Origin of the sequence: Vibrio qingdaonensis (assembly GCF_026191675.1) — a bacterium.
GTDB classification, from domain to species: domain Bacteria; phylum Pseudomonadota; class Gammaproteobacteria; order Enterobacterales; family Vibrionaceae; genus Vibrio; species Vibrio qingdaonensis.
Genome location: NZ_JAKRRY010000001.1, coordinates 388,316 through 411,006 on the forward strand (window position 1 = coordinate 388,316; position 22,691 = coordinate 411,006).

Here is a 22,691-nt window from a genome sequence, read left to right on the forward strand (position 1 = left end):
TTTTCTTTTACTCACACGCTTAAGTGTCGCGTAAACATGACGACTACTGCTTGTGCTATTGTCCCAACACGTATAAATCTTTAGAGTAGATCCGCCCTTCTACGTTATTAATGGGAAATCCGCCAATCGTTGGGCGAACCAGCCTAGCCTGCATGTAATAATAAATGGGGGCGATCGGCATGTCTTCCACTAAAACGGCTTCCGCCGCATCGTAGTATTGATTACGTGCTTCAATGTCAGTGGCAGTTAACGCACTACTGATTTTTTGATCGTAGGCATCACTCTTGTAAAAGGCTCTATTGCCAGCACTATCGGACGTCATTAAAGATAAGAATGTCGACGCTTCATTATAGTCACCACACCAAGAGGTTCGTAAAATATCAAAGTCCCCTTCTCGACGAGCCACTAGATAGGATTTCCATTCTTGATTTTCTAACACCACTTTTGCGCCTAAGTTCTTCTTCATCATTGAAGAAATGGCAACTGCAATAGATTTATTACTCTCACTGGTATTATAAAGCAACTTAACATCTAAGGGGTTGTCAATGCCATAGCCTGCTTCCGATAACCATTGTCTGGCTTGTTGATCTCTTTGTTCTTGGGCCCAACGGCTATAGTCTGGTTGAGTGGCGGTAAACCCCGCAACATACTGATGAGCAAACGTATAAGCAGGAATATTACCAACCTGAGTAATACCGTTCGTTATCACATCCCTCATAATCGTGTAAGACACCGCCTTGCGAACTCGCACGTCGTTAAAAGGCGCTCGTGTTGTATTAAACGCATAGTAATAAGTACATAGTAACGGTACGACTTTATACGCGTCTTGTTGCTCCTTCTTTAACTTTGCCGCCATCTGAGCAGGTACGTCTGAAGTAATGTCAACTTCACCGGTCAAATAACGATTTAAAGCTGCGGTTTGACTTTCAAAAGGAATAAACGTCACCGAATTTAACACGGTGTTTGAGTTATCCCAATAATCACTATTTCTTGTCAGTTCAATACGCTCATTCACGACCCACTGCTTTAAAGTGAATGCACCATTTGAAACAAGCACGCCCGCTCGCGCCCACTTGTCACCATTTGCTTTCATCGAGGCTTGATGGACTGGCATCATCGATGTATGCCCCGTCATTGCCACAAAATAAGGCACGGCACTGTCGAGTTTAAATTCTAGGGTGTGGTTATCAATCGCTTTAACACCCAGTTCCGATACCGGTTTCTCACCATTTAAGATCATCGCGATATTATTGATCTTCGTCATCTTCAAATACCAGCCGTTTGGCGAAGCGGTGGCCGGGTCAACAGCTCTCTTTAACGCAAAAACGAAATCAGAAGCGACGACTGGATCTCCATTTGACCATTTTGCATCAGAGCGGAGGTGGAAAATAAACGTTTTATTATCCTTGGTTTCCCATGACTCTGCGACGCCAGGAATCACGTTCCCATCGGCATCTTGAATCACTAAACCTTCAAACAAATCCCGAATGACATGCATTTCAGGTAACCCCTCTGCCTTAGCAGGGTCTAACGTCGCGACTTCAGCGTCATTCCCTCTCACAACATGCTGATTAGGGGCTAATTGCACCTGGTCGGGCAACTGTGCAGTATAAGCAGTTGAGGGAAGAAGAATAGTGAAAGCAGATAAGAGTATAAATGGCGTCAATGACACCCTCTGACGTTTACTGTTTTTTTTCATAGAGACGTATCCAACATTCCATGTATATTGATTGTTCATACGAGGGTACCAAATCAGTGAACTATCGTATGAGCAGAGGTAAGTTATAATTAACAAGCTCACCTACACTTTTATCACAGGCAAATCCATAAAGCCGTGAGGTTATCCCAAGTAATGAGCTTCGAGGTAGTCTATGTCAGGTCAGAACACCCCTAAACAACATACGATAGCGATGCAAGATAATTCAAAAGACGACAGTTTATCGTCGACAAAAGCGTCATCTTCCCTGACGGCCCGAATTCCCAGATCTCAGCGCGCGCAATTTTTAATCCAACCGCAACCATTTGGTCACAGCGTTTTCAATGCCCCGTTGCTCTTTTTCCCAGCCCAAATACCTTCCCCACAAAAGGGGTTAATTATTGCAGGCACTCACGGAGATGAAACCGGTTCAGTGGCGGCATTATCAGCAGCGCTACGAAGCATGCAACCTGAACATCTGCGCCATGACGTTGTTTTATCTTTAAATCCTGATGGACATCAGCTGGGTACGCGAGCAAATGCTAATCAAGTTGATTTAAACCGTGCATTCCCAACGAAAAACTGGAGTGAAAATGGCACCACCTATCGTTGGACTAGCAAGAATGCCCAACGCGACGTACATGTTGCAACAGGGCAAAAAACAACATTAGAACCCGAAATCAGCGCTATCATTTCTCTTATTAAAACGAGAAATCCGAACTTTGTTGTTTCTTTGCATGAACCGCTCGCCTGCGTTGATGATCCGGAAAATTCGCCATTAGGCCACTGGTTGTCTACCTACTTTCAATTACCTTTAGTTCCTGATATTGGCTATGACACACCAGGATCTTTTGGTAGCTGGTGTCAAGAGCAGGCACTACCCTGCATCACCCTTGAGCTACCAAATTCATCACCAGACCAGCTAACTATTAACTATCTTGAATCCTTAATATCATTGCTGCAGTACAGCGGTAAGGCAGCATAGCTAATTAACTTTCTTGAAGCACAACAATACCTGGCTTTATACTTCAAGCACTCACTAGGAAATCGCTGCAGGTCGCGAAATTTTCGCTCTCTGAATCCACTCACGCATTTTTTGTGGTGACATCAATGCTGGATCTCCAAGGTTAGCATCGGTTGCCTTCTCAAGCTCTGGAGGAAGAATATCGATGAGCAACTCTAAGTCTTTGTGCGAATGAATTTCTTCATCAAAGACGGTTGCCATTTCACGGCTATAACTTGCCTGACGCGCTCGCGCAGCTTTCACTAAACCTTCCAACAAAGTAAACCATGTCGTCATAGGTCCTTGTACTATCGAGGCGGATTCGGCTGCAGAGTCAATGAATGCAAATGGCACTGTCGTAATTGGCTTGTTGTATTCCATAGCCGCCAATATCCAGTCGGTATCGAACGAGAAGTCATAAACCGTTGGTCGCTCCAAAATTTTTGTTAGCGCATCTCTTGAGTACAATTTAAATGCCGCTTGCGTGTCTTTGATGCCCTGAGAAAAGATCTGCTTACCGATCATTCTTTGCATATGCCTCAGCGTTTTAATACCAATTCCCCAACGCTCTTCTTGTTTCACCAATATCGAATCTGGATGCTTCCTATTTCCAAGAATGACCTGCTTTCCTTGTTCTAAGTACGGTCGTAACAACAAACCAAGCTGCCCAAGATGCACTGAATTGTCCGCATCAGTGTAAACCACCACATCGACCTTGTTTTCAACCGCCTTCATACAGCCGAGTATAATCGCGCCCCCCTTACGTGAATCGTCTGCGCTATGTAAGTTCGCTAAAGGCCCTGCCCCTGTTGCGACATAGTCCTCTAGACAGGAAACCTTTACTTGCTTACTCGATTCACTCGTAATGCTAATGCCTCTCGCTATTTCCGCACTACCATGTGGACAGCCATCATCAATGGGATACAACCGCCAAGAGACTGGGCTATCTTGTGTCACCCAATTAAGCTGATCGATTTTGGCACGCAAAGAGTCCTCACCATTTGGATTATGAGCAGATTTTGGGTTGAGGCGATTATGTTCACCCCACATTGCAAAAACTACACCGACGGATATCGGCTTAGTTATTTGTCTCATGTAGCGCTTTGAGTCCACCAATTTAACCGCAAGACGAAACTCTAAGGGAGCCTGCTCGTTAATTGCTAACTGTTTAAGTTGCTCGACTGAAAGCAAGGCCAATGAATCTAGCTGCTCAGCTAAACTCAATAGTTGCTTTTGGTGCTCGTTATCAGTGAGGTCAAAATGCTGGCTCGCGTGTCGAAGAAGTTTTGTTGCGCTTTGTCGTTGATGTTCTTGGGTCATATCCTTTGCCTCGCGTTCACGGAACGAAATGTACGTAACGAAAGCAAACTAGGATTTATCATCGTGTTATCAAGAAATTGTCCGACATAAATCTAATGCGAGGAGATCCAGTGCACGATTGCTGATCACGTCAATCAATTATCGAGAGTTATTCTGTTATCGAGAGTTATTCTGTTATCGGTGCGAAGCTTCGCCTTTGTATCGCTTGCACGCCTTGATTAGTTTCAGTACCAATATTGGCTTTTTGCAACTGTGACGCGACCTCTGGCTGCTGCCCTTCATCTTTTGTTACTTTAGGCATTGAACGTTCATTATGAGCCGTTTCTGCTTGTTCATAATCGAACGCTTCAATAGGCGTCGCAATCGTCACTTCATTGCCTGTAACCACTGGCTGTGGCGAGATTGTGCCTTGAATTAAATGCCTATTGGTGCGGGGAATATTTAGCGTAGGAGAACTTGTTGATACCGACTCCGCCGTCGCTTCGGTATCCTTACTTTCAACAGCAACAACAGGAGTAACTTCGGTTGGAACGAAAGACGAAGACTGAGAAAAATTAGACTCTAACCCATTGAGTTTTCTTTGCCCCGGTGCCACTTGTGCAGGAACCGGCGAAGCAGGTCGCCGCACTTGCGGCTGAATAGTAAGAGCGGATGGTGAAACGGCCATCCCTGCTCTAGGGCCTGAAAAAACAAACAGGTTTAGTTTTTCCTGCCACACTTGTAATACAGCAGCATCCTGCTCCCAAGATTGATCATAGCCTCCCGCAACATCGATGGTTTGCATTTGCGTAAGAAGTTGCGTATTGGCTTGCTCATTTTGTTGATGCAGATACTGCTGCATTTGAGCCCAGTCAGTCCCTCCCGTTAACAAGTATCGGACGCTATTCGCCCAATACTCATAAGCTTTTGCATCATTATCTAAATTAGCACATACCGTTGCCAGCACTTCAGCAAGGCCTGCATACTGCCACATTTTTTCTGTGCCTAACTTAGACTCTGACGCCAAAATTTGAATACTCAGTCGGTGATATTGCTCAGCAGCTTGTTTATACCTTCCATTGCCAGCCAACAACGTCGGTTTACTAAAAATTCTTAAGTCGACATCTTGCACTGCCGCATTAGCAAAATTACAGACCATTAATCCATTAAACGTGAGCACTAAAATTAAAAAAAACGCTCTAATCATAATCATCAAAGGTCTCCGTCAAGCACTTACCTGGGTGGTAAAAACGCGAATCAAATTGTACATCTCGATATTCTCGATCCTCTTTAGGCTGGTAGAGCTTTCCTTTCTTTTTATAGAGTAACGCCTCTAATACCCCTGCATTGGTTTTAAGGGTAATACTTTTCTCATACTTACTATTGCGCTCGTATCGGCCTTCATACCAACCGCGTTGAGGATCATAGAGCTCCTTGACCAAAATCATTAATCGATCAGTATAATCCGTTTTCCAAAGTGCCCACATCTGAAACGCGACCCTTGTTGATACTAACGCCAATAGGTCATGGGAACTGCCATCCTCTGCGACTGTTATCCATGGAGTTCCAAGGGCATAAACAGCGTCATAGACAAAATAAGGGTCACCAGCGACCACATGATCACCGCGCGCGGTATAAATTCTATCAGCATCCCAGCGAGCTTCTTGCACCCGGTAGAGTGAGTCTGCCATCGCCGACATCACTTCATCAGTATGCGTCGCATCTGAAGAAGAGCGGTCGTCGATTTTGTCCCAGTTAAATTCCAATCCCATCCATAGATAAGGCGTGCTGTAGACCGGTCTAAGCACATCAAAATTGCGTGGATCTCGCCCATCAAATAAAAGGTCAATACCATAAATCGTGGCAACATCATAAGGGTCTATCCGCATCGCTTTATAAGGAACCACTTGCCAATCCAGATACCCGTATGACGTATATTCCTCTACCCCTAGACGCCCCTCTTTGTATCGCGTGACATTTCCGTCAAAGATCGCGCCTCCAAACAGCTCACCATCTTCATTAATCAGTTCACAAAAATTCCAACGCAACACGGCTTTATCAACGTATTCAGAAAATTCCGGCGAATGCTGTTTAACCATGGCTAAAGCAATTAACAGACGTCCAACATCCAGAGAAGACCAACCTATATCTTTAGGTTGTAAGCCATAGTCCGTCATTTGACCTGTTTGTGTGTGATAGACTTTGTTTGGGATTTGTCCGATACTCAGATTCATATCGTTCAGAAAGGTTAAAACAAGGGTAAGACGCTCGTCGTATTGCTTGTTAGAAATAAATTCAAACTCTTTTGCTGCCAACAGTGAGATTAAATAATCCGATATGCCCGACATATTTGTTGAGGGGAAATTGTCAATACCATTGACTAATCCAGTTTGAAGCTGAGTGTTATTTTCAATGTATTTCCAGGCAGTACTTGCCCATGCGAGCTCTTCTTCGGTTAGCGCACCAAATCGTCCTTGCCTAAAGCTTTGAGAAGCGTTAATTGCATCGACACCATCGCTCACACCGCGGACAATCGTCCCGCATGCGACCAATACTGGAAATACAATAAGCAATACTGCGTGCTTAACCATCAGCGACATCTCTACGTTTTATTTTGCTTTTTTTTGTAATTTTCTCGCGGTAAGCACTGCCCTTCATAGCCAAACGGTGTCTCTAGCGCTTTTTCCCATAAGCTTGGGGCTGGTTTGTCCTTATAGCGCAACAATTTCCCTTGTTGTTTGTACAACAATATTTCCAACGTGATGCCGTTATTATTAGAGGTAAACGTATTAATTAGACCTGTACCATTTTCATAAATCCCTTCATAGAACCCCTTATCCCGATCATAGATATGAGAAACATGGTCAAACAGTAAGTCGGTATACTCTGTATCCCACAGCACCCACATTCCCATCGCACCTTTAATGGCAACAGCTGAGTATTGTGGTAGATATTCACCAACCTCAGAGATGGTATTCCATGCAAAGCCATCGGTATAAATTGTGTCGTAAACAAAGTAAGGCGCCCCTGCTAATTGATGTTCAGTCCTAGCAGTGATAATACCAGTTTGTTTATAACGCTCCTCCTGAACGCGATAAATCTGAAGCGCAAACTCCGCCATCCACTCATTGGAATAGTTAGCATCATGCCCCGTTTTGTCTTCCGTTAAATCCCATCCAAGCTCCACACCATCTAAAACATAACTTTCAGTTACAACGTAACTATGTGCCTTTAACTTTCTTGGGTCACGTGTGTCATATGGCACGTCGTAGCCGAATAAGTTGATGGTCGCATACGGCTCAGGGTCTGATGCTTGACTGGTATCAAAACCCCAAAGTTGAAAACCTTTTGCTGCGTATTCTTCGTAACCCAGTCGCCCCTCTTGAAGATATTGCACAGGTTTATCTTTTTCTAGAAGAGCGCCAAACATCGTGCCATTTTCGTCTACAACATTACAAAAATTCCAGCGTAAGATTGCAGAGTCGATACTCGGTGCAAATTCTGGATACCTTTGCTTAATGATATACAACCAAACCAGAAGCCGCCCTAGATCTAGAGCAGAGTAGCCAATTTCCCCAGGTTGGTTGGCGTAATCCACCTTCGCGGCATTTTGAGTGTTATAGGCCTTATTTGGTAACTCTCCACGAAACAGGTCAAGCCGGTTTAATGTCCCTATAAAAGCAATTAAACGCTTATCAAGCTCTTCCTTCTCGATAATTCCTAACTGATGCGCACTCACCGCTCCAGCAAGATAGGAAGCCGCATCCCACCATGTTACTGATGGGTAGTTATTTACCGCATTGACTAAACCCGTTGATTCTTGATAGTTATTTTCAAAATATTTCCAAGCAATTCTGGCCATATCCATTTCTTTTTCCGTCAGTTCACCATGACGAGGCTGAGGTATGCTCCAGTGAGATTTTCGCTCAACAATATCTTCTGAAAACTGATTATATTTATTACCACACCCAGCTACGGCCAGCGCGATACATAGTGTTGACAAATAACGCATCGAATTCTCCCTAATACTGCACAATCTCAATTACTGAGCTCCAACCCGTAACAAGGGGCCATTTTCTATGTAGGCCAAGGACTCCAATACAATGCCATTGGTATTGGCAGTAATCGCTCTATTAGGACGGCCGTCCGCTTCATAGCGCCCTGAATACCAGCCTTTACCATCAGAAAATAGAGGCGATACTTCACTAATTAGAAGATCGGTGTAGGCATTCTCATAAAGGGCGTACCAACCGAAAGCAGCCTTCGTTGACAACGTTTTCAAGTGTGATTGATCTTTACCGTCGTCAGAAATCGCATTCCATTTTTTTCCATCGGAAAAGACTGTGTTATAGACAAAATAAGGTGCCTCATCGACGTTATCTTCACTCACTGCGGTCACTATGCCTATATCGTCGTAACGGCGCTCCTGTGCACTAAACACACGATGTGCGAATATTCTTGAGACACTGTCTGAGCCAAACTCAATGCCATCTAAAATATAGGACTCACTCACCACATAGTTGTGGGCGTGATACTTAGCGGGATCTCGCTTGTCCGTTGGAATTTCGATCCCGTAGACATCGACCATATCTAGGTAATCTATATATTTCATTGAGTTAAACACATCCCGCCCCATCAGAAATAATGATTTCGAAGCATACTCTTCATACCCTATTCGCCCTTCCTGGACAAGTTCAAAGCCACCTTGTTCATTTGGTCGAGAGCCATATAAATAGCCTTCAATTAGCATCTCATCCATTTTCCAATGATTTAAAATGTTGGTGACTTCAGTATTAAATTGTGGATATTGCCAAATAAGAATATTAAGCGGGACTAAAATTCGTCCAATATCAATCGCAGACCAACCAATACCGTCCGGTTTTGGATTGTTTTGGTAGTCCACCATGGCTAGCGTTTGTGTGTTATAGGCTTTGTTAGGTAACTTCCCTTCAACCAACGGTAAACGGGCTAACGATCGAAGGGCCTTTTCCATCCGCATCTTAAATACGTCTTGTGTCACTATGTTGATTTTTTCCGCCGCAATTAACCCCATTAAATAAGACGCCGTATCCCACATTGTCGTTGAAGGATAGCCATCAACTGAATTCACCAAACCAGTGTTTTCTTGATAGTTATTTTCAAAATATTGCCAAGCCGTCGTTGCCCAAGTAAATTCTTCTTGGGTGAGCACTCGCTGCGCTTTTAACGGAATCTCTTCATGTGCCTCAAACGTGATATTGCCTAATGTTTTGCCATAATCACGCGTTTCAATAGAAAAGGCGATAACGAGCGCGGTTGCGAGACCAAGAATGAAAACAATATGGTGCCTTGCCGCTAACAATGCATTACTAAACTTCATACTTAAGATCCTCTGTCTCTGAAACGGCCGCTTTATCTGCTGTATCTTCTTTTGGTGGTTCCCAAAATGCTGCTGCAATCATGCCCCACATTGCGAGCATATTATTGATGATCCAAAACGTATTCAGAACTAGACCACCTTCTGAATAGCTGCCCCATCCTCCAAAATAATGACCGTACCAAGCAAATCCTAAGCTAAATAGGCTGAGAAAAAACACAGCCATCTGAGGCGCCACCAGTTTGGCAAAATTACCTGTTTGTCGCTCTTTTGGCGTGGTAGGGAAACTGATTTTCCGCCCTCTCAATACGGTCCAAAGTGCACGCATATTCACTGGGAAGAAAGATAGGAAATTGGTTTTACCTTTATAGCCAGCTACTCCCCATGTACCAATCATCATTGCAATTTCCGCGGTTAATACGTAAGGAAGAAAATGAAGATAAAAGGTCACGTCATAAGCACTGACCGGTGCAATAGAGGTCAAAAAGTAGATAATAGGACAAGCTAGAAATACGATGTTCCAAACCGCTGATAGATTGGACCAGAAACTACCGCCATACATGAGCTTCTGTTTTAGATTCAACCCCTTGCGAAATATCGGGTTATCATTCATGAAAATGTCAATGGATCCCCCAGAATACTTGAAGCGTTGAACCGTCCATGTTTGTAAATCTTGCGGCGATAACATTTTACTTTCAACGTCTGGGTGCATAATGGAACGCCAGTTACGCTGAGAGTCCGAATGCAACACAATTGACGTATACAGATCTTCTGAGACATGAAACTTATAAGGAGTAAACTCAGTATCAAACAAAATTTCATTTCGTAAATTTTCAGAAACAGATTGATCGACGCTTTTCTCTTTGGTCAGTTTTCTAATCTGTTTCTCGACATCTTGTTGTTCATTGGTAATTTGTTCGGCATACGCTCTCAAAGCGGCTTCCATAACCGCTTCTCGGCGGTGTATAGAACCAGCTCCACAACAAAATGCAGCGTTAACCCAATTTCGTCTACGTTGAATCACGTCATAAAACATTTGGGGGTCGTTTACAAACGGATCTTGACCGAAGGTCACAGGGCCGTATACTTTCTCTATGCCACGGCCCAGTGGTGCCGCCCAATTACCCAATTTTGTTGATAGCCACTTAGGTAATCGAACGCCTTCAGGGAGGTCAAAGAACCACTGGGGCGTTTGAACCCATGCCACATCTGGATCTCTAAAGTATCCTAAGGTATGTTCTAAAATCGTAGAAAATGGACGAGTATCTGCATCACAGATAACGACAAAATCACCATAGGTTTGCTCCATGGCATTTCTTAGGTTTCCCGCTTTAAAGCCGACGTTCCCTTCTCGGGTAATATAGCCAACACCCATTTCTTCTGCGAGCGCTTTCATCGATGTCCGTTTACCGTCATCCAAGATAAATATCTTCATATCGATTTCACTGGGATAGGTAATTTTCTGTGCGTCCTCGATACTCAATCGCACCAAGTCTGGTTCTTCATCATAGCTAGGGAAAAATACATCAACCGAAACGGGGCGGTCCTCTTCACAATCACGAACGCACTGATTAATATTGGAAGGAGGGGTTTTCTTCGGCTCATCTTTCGTCTTCCACATATTAATGGTAAACAAAATGGAACCTATAAATGCACAGGATTCAGCAAAAGCAAGTGGCAAAGAAAACCACAACGCATCCATGTTTAATGCGTAGGTCCAACGCCACCATAAATACCACATCCCGAGCGTGAGGTTACACGTCGCTAGATACTGATACAGCAACTCTCTCGGAATGCTATGGGGCACCGGCTCTGGTGGTGTTCGATGTTCGAACTTTTTGAAATACATATCCATCAACTTAACTTCCCTTATTAAGCGTTTCATGCTTCAGTTTCTTAAATGACCTTTATATGTTTAGTATCTCATTCAACATACTTGTTCAGGCCATTAATAATCACCCGCTCTATAGTGATTACTTGAAATTAACTGTCCATCCCCACCAATGATATTAATTACAAAATCATCAGTTATATTTGACTGTTCAATTGTGGCAATTTTCACAACCTTGTTGTGCTCAATTGTTATATTCCTCTCTTGCCAGCATGATGTGGGTTCAGCTTTGCCTTCTATGCAGTTAATCTCTATCTTCGCATTAACAACATCGTTTCTTGAGTCATTGATTACACTGATATTTAATAGCTTAGACGAAGATTTATCTTTTACACTGGCAACGGGTAAAATTGGCTGAAAAGATTCTTTAATTGCTAGGTATGCCAATTTTTCTTGCCGTTCGACATCTAATATCGACCACGTTACAGAAGGCCAGCTATCCACAAACATAAACTGATAAATAGCCGCAATTCCATTATTTTTCTTCAATCGTAACTGTTCAGCAGCGTATTTATTCACGACACGTTGATACTCTTGGCTGTTAATAATGAGCTCACTAACACTGTCTCCCATATTTACTTTTGCCAAGTTAGTCATTTCATGAGGCTGAAAATTGTGATATTCGAGTGTAGCCAATTGCTCTGCGCTTAATGGCCAAGTATCTCTATCGGTCAAGAAGCGGGATAATATCGCTTCACGCGGTAAGGCTTGTGCACCAAACTCACTAATAATGGGTGGTCCTTGCAGTCTTTTATAGTCCTTATAATGACCTGAATACCAGCCAAACCAAGGATGTTCGTGAGTGTAAGAGGCCTCCCGCACAATGCGACCATCATCAGCACGTAACAGCGCTTCATGCACCGATGCCGTCAACTGTGTATTGTGAGATCGTTCATAACTGGGGTACTTATACTTCATCCAGGTCGCATCCCAAGGAGGCTCATTATGGCCACTCCAGAAGGCGACCGACGGATGATTAGATAGCATATTGGTCATTTCAGTTGCTTGCCGAGCCGCTTCAACCGCTGTCGCTAATGAGTTTTCATAACCCCACTGTAACGGGAAGTCTTGCCAGACAACAAAACCATATTCATCTGCAAGTTCATAAAACGCCTGCCCAGCGACATGCCCATGCACTCTAATGCCGTTAATATTCGCGTGCTGCATCAACGTCAAATCGTTGGCATAGTCCTCACGGGTCACCTCTCCTAACCACTGGCTTGCAATATAATTTGTGCCTCGGATGAAGTATGGAAGATCATTAATGTAAAAATGTTTCTCTGACTCTGAATACCTTACTTCCCTAAACCCAATGCGCTGCATTACTTGGTCAGACAAGGCTTGATTCGTTAATGAAACCTCCACTGTTAGATCGTGTAAGTTAGGCTTTCCCCAATCATAAGGCCACCACAACGCTCTCTTCATTGTTGGTACTGCCCATTCAACTATATTTGTTCCCTGCTTGAGTTCCGTTTCCAAAGTGTAAGTTTCACTACGGGTTTGATGATCCGCTTCCAAGGGCGAGACAAGGGAGATATTAATATTCGCTTGCCCTATAACTAAGCTATCCAGCTCAATGGTTAAGGTCCCCGAGGTAAATCGATTGGAATCAATGGTTGGAATAAACGCTGTTTCTTTAATTGCAATTGGCCCCGTTTTTTTGAGTGTAACCTCCCCCCAAATCCCGCCAGAGTTGGCGTCCTGCCCTTTGTCTGACCACGCGCCTCCTGGTCGAGTATCATGGTGGCTTAACACGCCTTTAAGCTCCCTTTTATTCAATGACCAATCCGGAAGTTTTTCATCATTTTCACTTTTAACGATAACGGTTAATTGGTTGTTTTCTTGTTTAATGAAAGGCGTGACATCAAAGGAAAATGGAGAGAAATAACCAGTATGTGCGCCTACCGGAATGTTATTCAGTGCAACTTTAGCCTCGTAGTCAACCGCGTCAAACATCAACCAGTATCGGCCATTTTCAGTTGACTCTGTCACATTAAACGATGTTTGATAGAGTGCTTCACCTGAAAACTCCACGCCTTGTGAATACCAATTAGAGGGGACAGATAACGAACGCGAATAAGGCTTAGCTATAGGTGTCAACGAGGTAAATTTCCATTGGCCATGCAGAGATTGAGTACTCACAGATTGCACTGCTGGCTGACTAGTGCAGCCCTGCAGTAACAAATAAATTAAACTTAATCCTAGAATTCTCATGACCGCCCCCATCGCTTCATGACCGTATGGTTTTTATTAAGGTAAACGTATTTTTTTCTCCATCTTGCGTTAACTCCACAGTATCGAGTAACGCGGCCAATATAATGAACCCACGTCCTGAGGTCGTCCATGTATCAGGGTCATCAGGGTCAGGCTCAATAAAATCCGCCTCTAACGCACCGCGAAACTCGTCTTGTGACATCCCCTCACCAAAATGGGTGATATCGACAATAACTTTATTTTCGTTGTAGCGACTCGTGACTTCTATCGGCTCACCATCTTGACCAGCATAGGCATGCTCAAACGCGTTATTGACAAGTTCGACCACACAAAGCTCAAGTTCACCAATATCGCTATCACTCAAGCGACGTGAATGCCAGAACCCTTTCAAATCCTCGGCGGCCACTCTTGATACATCGATGGTGCTTTTATATGTATTTGAAAATGTTTGCCCATCTATGGTCATTACTGAGCCCTCATCACCATTAATATGCATTGAGTATTGCCTACATCGTGTTTATCGCATCAGTTAAACGATTCATTGCCAAATACGGTCGTAAATTCGTCCACATCACTGAACTTGCAGCCTGACCATCATGACCAATACTAAAATCGCCAAAGATGGTTTGCTCTGCAATATCGACTCCCGAATGAATCTGCGTGTAATCAAAGATTAACGAATGCTTGATTGTCGCACCGCTTTTAACGTGACAATTGGCACCAATTAAGGCTGGCCCAACAATGGTTGCCCCATCCTCGACTTTACATCCGCTGCCAATTACGACCGGTGGGACGATATTACATTTCGATAAATTAATGTTGGTGTTAATGCCTAGCCAAATACCGGCTTTGACTTGCGTTCCAGGGATACGATAACCCGGGACCTTCCCGCTCAATACGTCTTCCGTTACTCCCCAAATATCTTTGATATTACCCACATCCAGCCATTGAAAATTCATCTCAACCGCGTGGAAAGGGATATGCTGCTCAACCAAAGTTGGGAAAAGTTCGCTACCAATATCAAACTCTGTCTCTTTGGGTATGTAATCAAATATCGCAGGTTCAAAGATGTAAATCCCCGTATTCACCTGATCAGACAACGCCTCTTCCTTAGTTGGTTTTTCTTGGAAGCTTTCAACTCGCCCTTTATCATTGGTGACAACAACGCCATACTTTTCTACTTCATCTGCGTGTACTCGTTTGGTAATGATCGTGGCAATCCCACCATTTTTACGATGCTTTTTAACGGCCTCTTTAAGGTCCAAGTCAATCCATGCATCTCCACAGACCACAACAAAAGTCTCGTCGAAAAAACCAGAAAACTCTTGGATTCGCTTCATTCCACCAGCCGAACCTAACGCCTTGCTTTCAAAGACCCCTTCCTTTAAAGCGCCTTCACATGAATACGAAAGCTGAGCGTCAAAATGGTGACCGTCACCAAAATACCCCTCAATAACTTCAGCTAAATGACTGGTGTTAATGACAATTTTACTTATGTTATGCTGAACAAATAATTCAATCATTGACTCCATTACCGGCTTACCCAAAATTGGGATCATCGGTTTTGGTATCTGCTGAGTAATGGGCCGAACACGCGTCCCTTTCCCTGCCGCCAGAATCATTCCTTTCATATTATTTCCTAGCCGTTGTTCGTTATTGCTGCCAGATATTGGCAAATACATTGTTGGTAAGTCGCTGGTCAAAAACTAGTTAAACTGACGTCGTCATAGCATCTTCCACCGTGTCATACGTTTTAATCAACCTGTCCATACGAGTAAGTTTGAACAGCTCGCGTACTGGCTGTTTGGCACCTACTACAGCAATTTGCTTGTCTCTCAATAACTTGTAAACGGCCATCACCGCGCCTAAGCCACTGCTATCCATAAATGTCACCTGCGAAATGTCGAGCAAGATATTCGGTTTAAGCTCTGATTTGACCTCTTCTATGGTCTGACGAAAAGACGTCGCAAGCTTGGCATCGAAACGCGCTTCTTGAACTTGAATGACCGTAAACAACTCGCTACTAGAAATATCGTACTTCATATAATTCCCTACCTATTGTGGTGTCCATTTACAAACCAGAATGCTGATATCATCATCAAACATTGCATTTTTTTGCCATTCGCGTACCGCAGATACTATCTCCCCAGGCTTCTCGTCAAGCGGCTTTCTATCCTGAAGTGCGATCAAGTTTTTTAATCGCTCTTCGGTATAAAACTCTTCCCCTACTCTCGCTTCGGTGATGCCATCGGTATAGAGCCAAATCTCATCTTCCGCTCCCAAACATATGGTTTCTTGTTTGTAGTCAGCAAAATCAAACATGCCAACGACAAAGTTGTCATCGCCTAAGAATTGAGTCGTCCTCGCCTCTTGTTGCACCCAAATAATCGGAGGATGCCCAGCTGCGCAGTAATTTAATTCACCCGTTTTCTTGTTCAGCACGGCATAAATCATTGTAAAATAAAGGTGATTAGATGAATCCTGGCTGTATATTTCATTGAGCTTCGTCACCACTTCATCAGCAGGTCGGATCTGTTTCTCATCCCCAGTTCCCTTAAACACCACTGAATTGGGGCCATTCACAACAGACAATGTTTGATGCACAGAAAAAGACAACAACGCAGAGGCTACCCCATGCCCCGACACATCCAATAGATAAAACCCAACATGATCCTCATCTAGGGGAAAGTAACCCAGAATGTCTCCGCCAACCTGCGCACTTGGAATGGACGTATAGGCCATCGACACCCGTTTAAATTCAGTGCGAGTTGGAAGTAACTGACGTATAAAGTCACCAGCCGAATCTAAATCCTGCCTTATCGTGGCGTATGCCGAATCTAATTGATGATTTTTCTTGAGTAATTCATTATGAAGACCCAAATTTCTGAAGCCAGCTCGAATACGTGCATCAAGCTCATCGATGGCGGTGTTTTTCGCCACAAAATCGTCAGCTCCGGCATCGATACCACTGATTATTGAGTCCTGATCATCTTGCGACGACAATAAAACAAAGAATATGTAACGATTATAATTCGTAGACTTAAGCTCTTTACATAATTGAACACCGTCCATCTTTGGCATCACCCAGTCACTTAGTACGAACTGAATGTGCTCACTTTCGTTTAGTGCTTCCAATGCTTCATAGCCATGGCTTGCCACTGTCACGTCATAGCCTCGCTTCTTTAACAGCGAACTCATTAAGATCTGCGTTGTTTTATTGTCCTCAACTAACAGAATCGCTCTCTCTATTTGGTTCTTACTGAGTTCAACGTTTTCCATTCATCAGAATTCCGCGATTTCCAATCATATTAATCAGGATAGGAATAGAAACTTGGATTACCAAAATTTTTTTTGTTTTCTTCACGTTAGCGTGAGATTGTGCTTGAATAAACAGAAGGAACTATTGCTTTCGGCACAGGGAAATATGAGCAAAAAGACGAAAATCTGTATTATTGTTGCCCTCATACCATTAGCAGTAAAGGCCGATGACTATTTGTCCCATTCTAGGCAACATGCCCCGGCTCCTATTTCTCCAAACATCACCAAAGATGACAACACTATTAATAAAGAACCAGAAGAAACCGAAGTGGACTTAATTTGGCGAGGAGTTGAAAGCTCTTTTTAGCTACCTTTAGGTGAGTTAAAAGATCGTGACGGATTATCAGGACTTAGTGGTAACTTCTCTCTAAATCTACCATTAAAGCAAACGACAGAAGCTAATTTACCTGCTGGGGCCACCAACGGGCCTTCCAATGTAAATTATACTGCCAACTTATCTCTTAAATATGTACTACTCGGAAATTGGTTTGTATCAGGGACACTTTATTACTACCTAGATAAAGATCAGCAACAAGCATGGAATCCAGATTTCACTTATGTTTTCGGTTACAGTGATTGGCGCCCATATACCTTTAGTCTGCTTTACTCTAATTATGGCGGTAACCGCTTTGCCCCTGAACCCGGTGGTTCCCGCACCAACTTTAACGAAGGGACGTGGTCACTGGGGTGGAAATCTCCCGTAACAGGAAAACTACTGGAGTGGACTAGAGTTAGCGAGGATGGCAGCATTGGTTGCCAGGCTGATTATAATTATACGCCAACCTACTTTGATCTCGCATCAACAGATTACAAAGCGCATCATCAAACCTTATCTCTTGGCTGTAAATACGCCATCACAGGGAATTGGTATCTTAACGCAACGGCCTTTTACTATTTCGACCGTTCGCAACAACAACCGTGGAATCCTGACTATACCTATGGTTTTGGTTACTTTGACTGGCGACCGGGAACCATTACGGTTCAATATAATAATTATTCAGGCAATCGTTGGAACTCAAATGATGCCGCAGAAAGTACTGGCCGATTTTTAGATGGTTCTATCATGATTGCCTATTCGTTTTCGTTCTAACTCCCCCCCCCTCTTTTGTCACTCTTCCGTGTTTGCAATTTGTGTTTCTTTTTGCTCGTCAAAATAAAATACAGTCTATATAACGCCCCTCTACAACCTATAAAAATAAATACCCTATAAAATCAAACCCTAACACATATAATCAAAATCTGGCACATATCCTGATCTATTTAGACAGTTGGGAGATTTAATTGATTTTGCTGTCGAATATCCTAATCCATACATATTAAAAACGTCAGGCTTAGAGAAATATCTCATGGAAGGAACCAAACATAACGATCTTATTACCGGAACCAAGAACGCAGATAACATCAATGCCCGTTCAGGTAACGATGAAGTACACGCACACCAAGGGGATGACTTTATCGCCGGAGGTGAAGGTTCTGACCACATTGAAGCGGGAGACGGATCTGATACCGTATTAGGTGATGTGGAGTATGAGACGCCAACAGAAACAACAACGACCGAAAACAGTAGTAGCAACGATTCATGGGGTGCTAGTCAATCGGTCTACTCTTTCTCTGCTGCGGAGCAAACCGAGGGGAGTGACCCCATCACACACAGCGTTAGGCTCGGTAATTACTTAGTCGACCAAACTAGCAGCCTCACTGCCAACTTTAATGTCACGACAGCTAGCGAAAGTGTGGTTGTCGTTATAACCGATGAAAATGGGCAAGTCATTCAAACGCTGCCCGCAACCGTTGATGAAAATGGTGACGTATCACTAAGCTTTACTTATACCTCTGAGCAATCCTCAAACGACTCCCCCATTCATTTCTCATTGGAAACGACCGATGGACAACCTCTTTCACAAGTTAATAGTGTTGATATTGCCGTCTATGGTCTTTACGACGACACCATAGACGGTGGTGCTGGTGACGATATCTTAAAGGGCCAACAAGGTAACGATACTATCTTTGGAGGAAGCGGAGATGACTTTCTCGACGGAGACATTAACGATGACCAATTATTTGGCGGTGAAGGCGATGATGTTTTAGTCGGTGGGAATGGCGATGATGTTCTATCCGGCGGAGAAGGGAATGATACGCTTCTAGGCAGCGATGGCGATGACCGACTACAAGGAGACGCTGGCGACGATATGTTACTTGGCGAACTTGGTGACGACATCATTTATGGCGGAGAAGGGGCCGATGTCGCAATTGGTGATGATGGTGATGACCAGATCTATGGTGAAACTGGAAACGACGTACTACTCGGGGGCAAAGGCACTGATTATATCGACGGTGGTACGGGCGATGATGAAATACAGGGTGAAGAGGGAAATGACACTCTTTATGGTGGAGAAGGCGCTGACTTCATTATGGGTGGCGATGATGACGACATTATTCACGGCCAGTCAGACAATGACCTTCTCCTCGGTGGTGACGGTAACGATACCTTGCTCGGCGGCTTAGGCGACGATGTTATCGTCGGTGAAGTTGGCGACGATCAACTATCAGGAAACGAAGGGAATGATGTTCTCATCGGTGACGCTGGTGACGACTACTTAGTTGGTGGTGATGGCAACGATGAACTCTATGGTGGTACTGGAACAGACAGCCTGTTAGGGGGGGATGGTAGCGATATCATCCACGCCAACGAAGGTGACGATATCATTTCATCAGGTCAAGGAGATGACCAAGTTTACGCAGGTTCTGGGGATGACCAAATAGAAACGGGCGCTGGCGATGATGTCATCTTTGGTCAGAGCGGACACAACACTATCGACTCTGGTGACGGTGCCGACACAATTTATACCGAGTCCGGCGACGACATCATTGAATCTGGTGCTGACAACGACACCATTTATGCTGGCGGCGGTCAAAATACAATAAACACAGGCGATGGTGCAGATGCGGTTTATGCCGATAGTGGCAATGACATCATTGATTCCGGTGCAGGCAGTGACGTGATATACGCGGGCGATGGTGATAACCAAATCCTCGGGCAAGATGGTGATGATCACCTTTATTCCGGCTCTGGATCAGACGCCATTCACGCCGGAACAGGTCACGATACCGTTTACTCGGGCTCGGGTAACGATACCATTTCAGCTGGCACTGGTAACGACCGAGTCTTTGCAGGCGCTGGCGATGATGTCGTACTTGGTGAACAAGGAAATAATACCCTGTTTGGCGAGGGCGGAAATGACACGCTAACCGCGGGTTTAAACGCCAGCGAGCTCCACGGTGGTTCAGGTCACGACACTCTCACAGGTTCAGATGAAGACGACGTATTAAAAGGCGGTGCTGATAACGATACATTGGTATCGGGTAAAGGTAACGACACCGTATATGCCGGGACCGGGACAGATACTGTCGTGACCGGTGAAGGCGATGATATTGTCTTTGGCGAAGCCGGTACCAATACCATAGAAACCGGTGCTGGAAACGATTCAGTGTACGGAGGAACAGGAGCCGACAACATTAACACTGCAGAAGGCCGTGACACCATTTACGCTGGCGGCGGTGCGGATACCGTCTATTCTGGCACTCGAGATGACCACCTTGATGGTGGCGCGGGCGATGACGTGCTATATGGCGAGGATGGAAATGACGCCATCTTTGGTGGTGATGGCGACGACCAACTCATCGGTGGCGACGGATACGACTTTCTAGCGGGTGGCGCGGGTAACGACACCATGACCGATGATGGTCAGGACACCCTCCTTGGTGAAGCGGGAGATGACACACTTATCGCGGCTTCTACTGGCTCTCATCAAATTTTTGGTGGTACTGGTAACGACACGTTGATCGGTAGTGATGTCGCCGATTCCCTCTATGGCGGTAATGATGATGACACCATTACTGGAGGCGGCGGTAACGACAACTTATTTGCTGGTGATGGACAAGATACCGTAGATGCAGGCTTGGGTGATGACACTGTGTTTGGCGAAGCAGGCACGAACACCATCACTCTTGGTCAGGGTGACGATATCCTTTACGGCGGTGAAGACAATGACACTGCTACTGGGGATCAAGGCAACGACACGCTTTATGGAGGGGGCGGTGCCGATACACTCTCTGGTGGCGAAGGCACTGATACTATTGATGGCGGCATTGGCAGTGACCAACTATTCGGAAATGAAGAAAGCGACGTTCTGCTCGGTAATGCTGGAAACGACCGTTTAGACGGTGGTTCTGGCGATGATTACCTATTTGCAGGCTCAGGTGATGATCACCTCATAGGAGGTGAAGGAAGTGACCAACTACATGGCGAATCCGGTGACAATACACTCAATGGCGGCCTAGGTGACGACATTATCCTCGGTGGCACTGGCAATGACACCATTATTGGCGGCGAAGGCGATGACTATATCAAAACGGGTGCGGGTAATGATTCCGTCACTGGTGGCATTGGCGATGATGACATCATTGCTCAAAGTGGCAATAACACCTTATTTGGTAACGAGGGTAACGATACAATAAGCTCTGGCGATGGCAGTGATCACATTGAAGGTGGCGAAGGAGATGACACCCTATCATCGAGTGATGGCGACGATACATTAAGAGGTGGTAGTGGTGCTGATTCACTCATAGCCAACGCTGGCAACAATAAGCTGTACGGCGGCGATGACAGCGACTCACTCTCCTCTGGAGCAGGCCATGACCAACTTTGGGGCGACCAAGGTAATGACAGTCTAAACGCTGGCGCCGGCGACGATAAACTGTATGGCGGAGCGGGCAACGACCTTTTAAACGCAGGCTCAGGTAACGATTTACTCGAAGGCGGCGAAGGTGATGACAAGCTTTATGGCTATGGCGATAACGATACGCTAGACGGGGGCACTGGCGCCGACAAACTTTATGGCGGCGATGGTGATGATACGCTTTTAGGAGGCACTGGTAACGACCGATTAAAAGGTGACAGCGGTACCGACCAATTGTTCGGTGGCGAAGGTAATGACCGCCTTGAAGGTGGCTCCGGTAACGATATCCTCTATGGCCAAGACGGCAATGACACTGTATATGGTCAATCTGGCGACGACCACATGTATGGCGAGCTCGGTGATGACAAAATGTATGGCGGCTCTGGTACTGACCACCTATCCGGTGAAGAAGGTAACGATACACTCGACGGTGGCGGTAACAGTGATTACATTGATGGTGGCGTTGGTGATGATACACTTCGTGGCGGATCGGGCGATGATTTGATCTTTGGTCAGGAAGGCAACGATTCGCTCGACGGTGGCAGCGGCCTTGATCAATTGTTTGCAGGCAGCGGCGATGACACGCTTATATTCGATAGTGAAGAACTGAACTCTGGTGAGGCTAACTCCGTCTACTTTAGCGGAGGGGAAGGTTTTGATGTGCTGGTCGTGGGTAACGATGGCGACAACCAAACTATCGACATGTCAAAAACCGCCTTCCAAGAGATTGAAGGCATAAAAGTCACTTCAACCGATACCGATATTTCAATTGCACTCGATAAGGTCACGATCAATGACACCGCCGGTGACGCCAACGGTCAGTTTGTTTGTACTGGCGCAAAGTCTATCGACTTGTCTGGTTGGGGGTGGGAGCTTAAAAGTACCACTACAGATATGGATCAAGGACTTAAAGATGCCTACGAAGCACAAAACCTTGACACGTCTAATTTGTATGGTTACAAACTCGAAAGCTCGGATGGAAAAGAAGTCACTATTTGGAGTGATTTAGAGCAAGACGACATTAATTTCCCATCAGATATAGCTTAGGCTTGTCGTCGTTATATTCCTCGTTGGGTGAATGAATCGTCATTCACCCTTTTCCAAAACTTCCTTGCAACACGACTGTTTGCCCTCTTAATGTAGAGGGCTTTTTTTGCGTTGTTATTAGTTCAACT

At 44.7% G+C, this 22,691-nt stretch carries 16 protein-coding genes; 4 read left to right on the plus strand and 12 right to left on the minus strand.

Annotated elements, in window-relative coordinates:
• Positions 1-55: 55 nt before the first annotated feature.
• Entirely contained in the window at positions 56-1,699 is a 1,644-nt protein-coding gene (locus MD535_RS01740; RefSeq protein ID WP_265673186.1) for an ABC transporter substrate-binding protein, read from the minus strand.
• Positions 1,700-1,871: 172 nt separating this feature from the next.
• On the opposite strand from MD535_RS01740, the gene mpaA reads away from it, so the two are divergent.
• Positions 1,872-2,681 carry a murein tripeptide amidase MpaA gene (mpaA, locus tag MD535_RS01745; RefSeq protein WP_390902875.1) on the plus strand — a complete coding sequence of 270 codons (810 nt, stop codon included), beginning with the start codon at positions 1,872-1,874 and terminating at the stop codon, positions 2,679-2,681.
• Between the two features lie 54 nt (positions 2,682-2,735).
• Here the strand turns inward: mpaA and MD535_RS01750 are convergent, their stop codons facing one another.
• The 11 genes from MD535_RS01750 to MD535_RS01800 all read right to left on the minus strand — a co-directional run bounded on the left by MD535_RS01750 (position 2,736) and on the right by MD535_RS01800 (position 16,738).
• The gene (locus MD535_RS01750) at positions 2,736-4,019 is read right to left on the minus strand and encodes a glycosyltransferase family protein (protein ID WP_265673188.1); all 1,284 of its coding nucleotides are present in this window, start codon (positions 4,017-4,019) and stop codon (positions 2,736-2,738) included.
• 166 nt (positions 4,020-4,185) lie between these two features.
• Positions 4,186-5,211 carry a hypothetical protein gene (locus MD535_RS01755; protein ID WP_265673190.1) on the minus strand — a complete coding sequence of 342 codons (1,026 nt, stop codon included), beginning with the start codon at positions 5,209-5,211 and terminating at the stop codon, positions 4,186-4,188.
• Complete coding sequence (locus MD535_RS01760) at positions 5,198-6,589, minus strand: DUF3131 domain-containing protein (protein ID WP_265673191.1); 1,392 nt, start codon at positions 6,587-6,589, stop codon at positions 5,198-5,200. The genes MD535_RS01755 and MD535_RS01760 overlap by 14 nt, the downstream gene beginning before the upstream one ends.
• A gap of 11 nt (positions 6,590-6,600) precedes the next feature.
• Positions 6,601-8,010 carry a DUF3131 domain-containing protein gene (locus MD535_RS01765; protein WP_265673192.1) on the minus strand — a complete coding sequence of 470 codons (1,410 nt, stop codon included), beginning with the start codon at positions 8,008-8,010 and terminating at the stop codon, positions 6,601-6,603.
• Positions 8,011-8,040: 30 nt separating this feature from the next.
• A complete protein-coding gene (locus MD535_RS01770; protein WP_265673194.1) occupies positions 8,041-9,357 on the minus strand; it encodes a DUF3131 domain-containing protein in 1,317 nt (438 codons plus the stop codon).
• Positions 9,347-11,209, minus strand: a complete 1,863-nt coding sequence (locus MD535_RS01775; RefSeq protein ID WP_265673196.1) for a glycosyltransferase family 2 protein — start codon at positions 11,207-11,209, stop codon at positions 9,347-9,349. The genes MD535_RS01770 and MD535_RS01775 overlap by 11 nt, the downstream gene beginning before the upstream one ends.
• Before the next feature lie 93 nt (positions 11,210-11,302).
• Positions 11,303-13,459, minus strand: coding sequence for a glycoside hydrolase family 2 protein (locus MD535_RS01780; RefSeq protein ID WP_265673197.1), 2,157 nt, complete (start codon positions 13,457-13,459; stop codon positions 11,303-11,305).
• Positions 13,460-13,475: 16 nt separating this feature from the next.
• Complete coding sequence (locus tag MD535_RS01785; protein ID WP_265673198.1) at positions 13,476-13,955, minus strand: ATP-binding protein; 480 nt, start codon at positions 13,953-13,955, stop codon at positions 13,476-13,478.
• A 10-nt stretch (positions 13,956-13,965) separates the two neighbouring features.
• Positions 13,966-15,090: an NDP-sugar synthase gene (locus MD535_RS01790; RefSeq protein WP_265673199.1), complete on the minus strand. Its 1,125-nt coding sequence runs from the start codon at positions 15,088-15,090 to the stop codon at positions 13,966-13,968.
• Between the two features lie 79 nt (positions 15,091-15,169).
• A complete protein-coding gene (locus MD535_RS01795) occupies positions 15,170-15,502 on the minus strand; it encodes an STAS domain-containing protein (RefSeq protein WP_265673200.1) in 333 nt (110 codons plus the stop codon).
• Positions 15,503-15,514: 12 nt separating this feature from the next.
• A complete protein-coding gene (locus tag MD535_RS01800) occupies positions 15,515-16,738 on the minus strand; it encodes a SpoIIE family protein phosphatase (RefSeq protein ID WP_265673201.1) in 1,224 nt (407 codons plus the stop codon).
• 52 nt (positions 16,739-16,790) lie between these two features.
• Between MD535_RS01800 and MD535_RS01805 the strand changes: the two genes are divergently transcribed.
• The 3 genes from MD535_RS01805 (at position 16,791) to MD535_RS01815 (ending at position 22,563) form a co-directional block, all read left to right on the plus strand.
• The gene (locus MD535_RS01805) at positions 16,791-17,084 is read left to right on the plus strand and encodes a hypothetical protein (RefSeq protein WP_265673202.1); all 294 of its coding nucleotides are present in this window, start codon (positions 16,791-16,793) and stop codon (positions 17,082-17,084) included.
• A gap of 433 nt (positions 17,085-17,517) precedes the next feature.
• On the plus strand, positions 17,518-17,829 hold the full coding sequence (locus MD535_RS01810; protein ID WP_265673203.1) for a hypothetical protein: 312 nt from the start codon (positions 17,518-17,520) through the stop codon (positions 17,827-17,829).
• A gap of 294 nt (positions 17,830-18,123) precedes the next feature.
• A complete protein-coding gene (locus tag MD535_RS01815; RefSeq protein ID WP_265673204.1) occupies positions 18,124-22,563 on the plus strand; it encodes a beta strand repeat-containing protein in 4,440 nt (1,479 codons plus the stop codon).
• Positions 22,564-22,691 lie beyond the last annotated feature (128 nt).

Bases quoted from the DNA above. Each gene is read 5' to 3' on its own strand.
- MD535_RS01785 (WP_265673198.1), bottom strand. From the start codon at position 13,955: ATGCATATTAATGGTGATGAGGGCTCAGTAATGACCATAGATGGGCAA.
- mpaA (WP_390902875.1), top strand. From the start codon at position 1,872: ATGTCAGGTCAGAACACCCCTAAACAACATACGATAGCGATGCAAGAT.
- MD535_RS01765 (WP_265673192.1), bottom strand. From the start codon at position 8,010: ATGCGTTATTTGTCAACACTATGTATCGCGCTGGCCGTAGCTGGGTGT.
- MD535_RS01800 (WP_265673201.1), bottom strand. From the start codon at position 16,738: ATGGAAAACGTTGAACTCAGTAAGAACCAAATAGAGAGAGCGATTCTG.
- MD535_RS01750 (WP_265673188.1), bottom strand. From the start codon at position 4,019: ATGACCCAAGAACATCAACGACAAAGCGCAACAAAACTTCTTCGACAC.
- MD535_RS01775 (WP_265673196.1), bottom strand. From the start codon at position 11,209: ATGGATATGTATTTCAAAAAGTTCGAACATCGAACACCACCAGAGCCG.
- MD535_RS01760 (WP_265673191.1), bottom strand. From the start codon at position 6,589: ATGGTTAAGCACGCAGTATTGCTTATTGTATTTCCAGTATTGGTCGCA.
- MD535_RS01755 (WP_265673190.1), bottom strand. From the start codon at position 5,211: ATGATTATGATTAGAGCGTTTTTTTTAATTTTAGTGCTCACGTTTAAT.
- MD535_RS01740 (WP_265673186.1), bottom strand. From the start codon at position 1,699: ATGAAAAAAAACAGTAAACGTCAGAGGGTGTCATTGACGCCATTTATA.
- MD535_RS01815 (WP_265673204.1), top strand. From the start codon at position 18,124: ATGGAAGGAACCAAACATAACGATCTTATTACCGGAACCAAGAACGCA.
- MD535_RS01790 (WP_265673199.1), bottom strand. From the start codon at position 15,090: ATGAAAGGAATGATTCTGGCGGCAGGGAAAGGGACGCGTGTTCGGCCC.
- MD535_RS01795 (WP_265673200.1), bottom strand. From the start codon at position 15,502: ATGAAGTACGATATTTCTAGTAGCGAGTTGTTTACGGTCATTCAAGTT.
- MD535_RS01770 (WP_265673194.1), bottom strand. From the start codon at position 9,357: ATGAAGTTTAGTAATGCATTGTTAGCGGCAAGGCACCATATTGTTTTC.
- MD535_RS01780 (WP_265673197.1), bottom strand. From the start codon at position 13,459: ATGAGAATTCTAGGATTAAGTTTAATTTATTTGTTACTGCAGGGCTGC.
- MD535_RS01810 (WP_265673203.1), top strand. From the start codon at position 17,518: ATGGCAGCATTGGTTGCCAGGCTGATTATAATTATACGCCAACCTACT.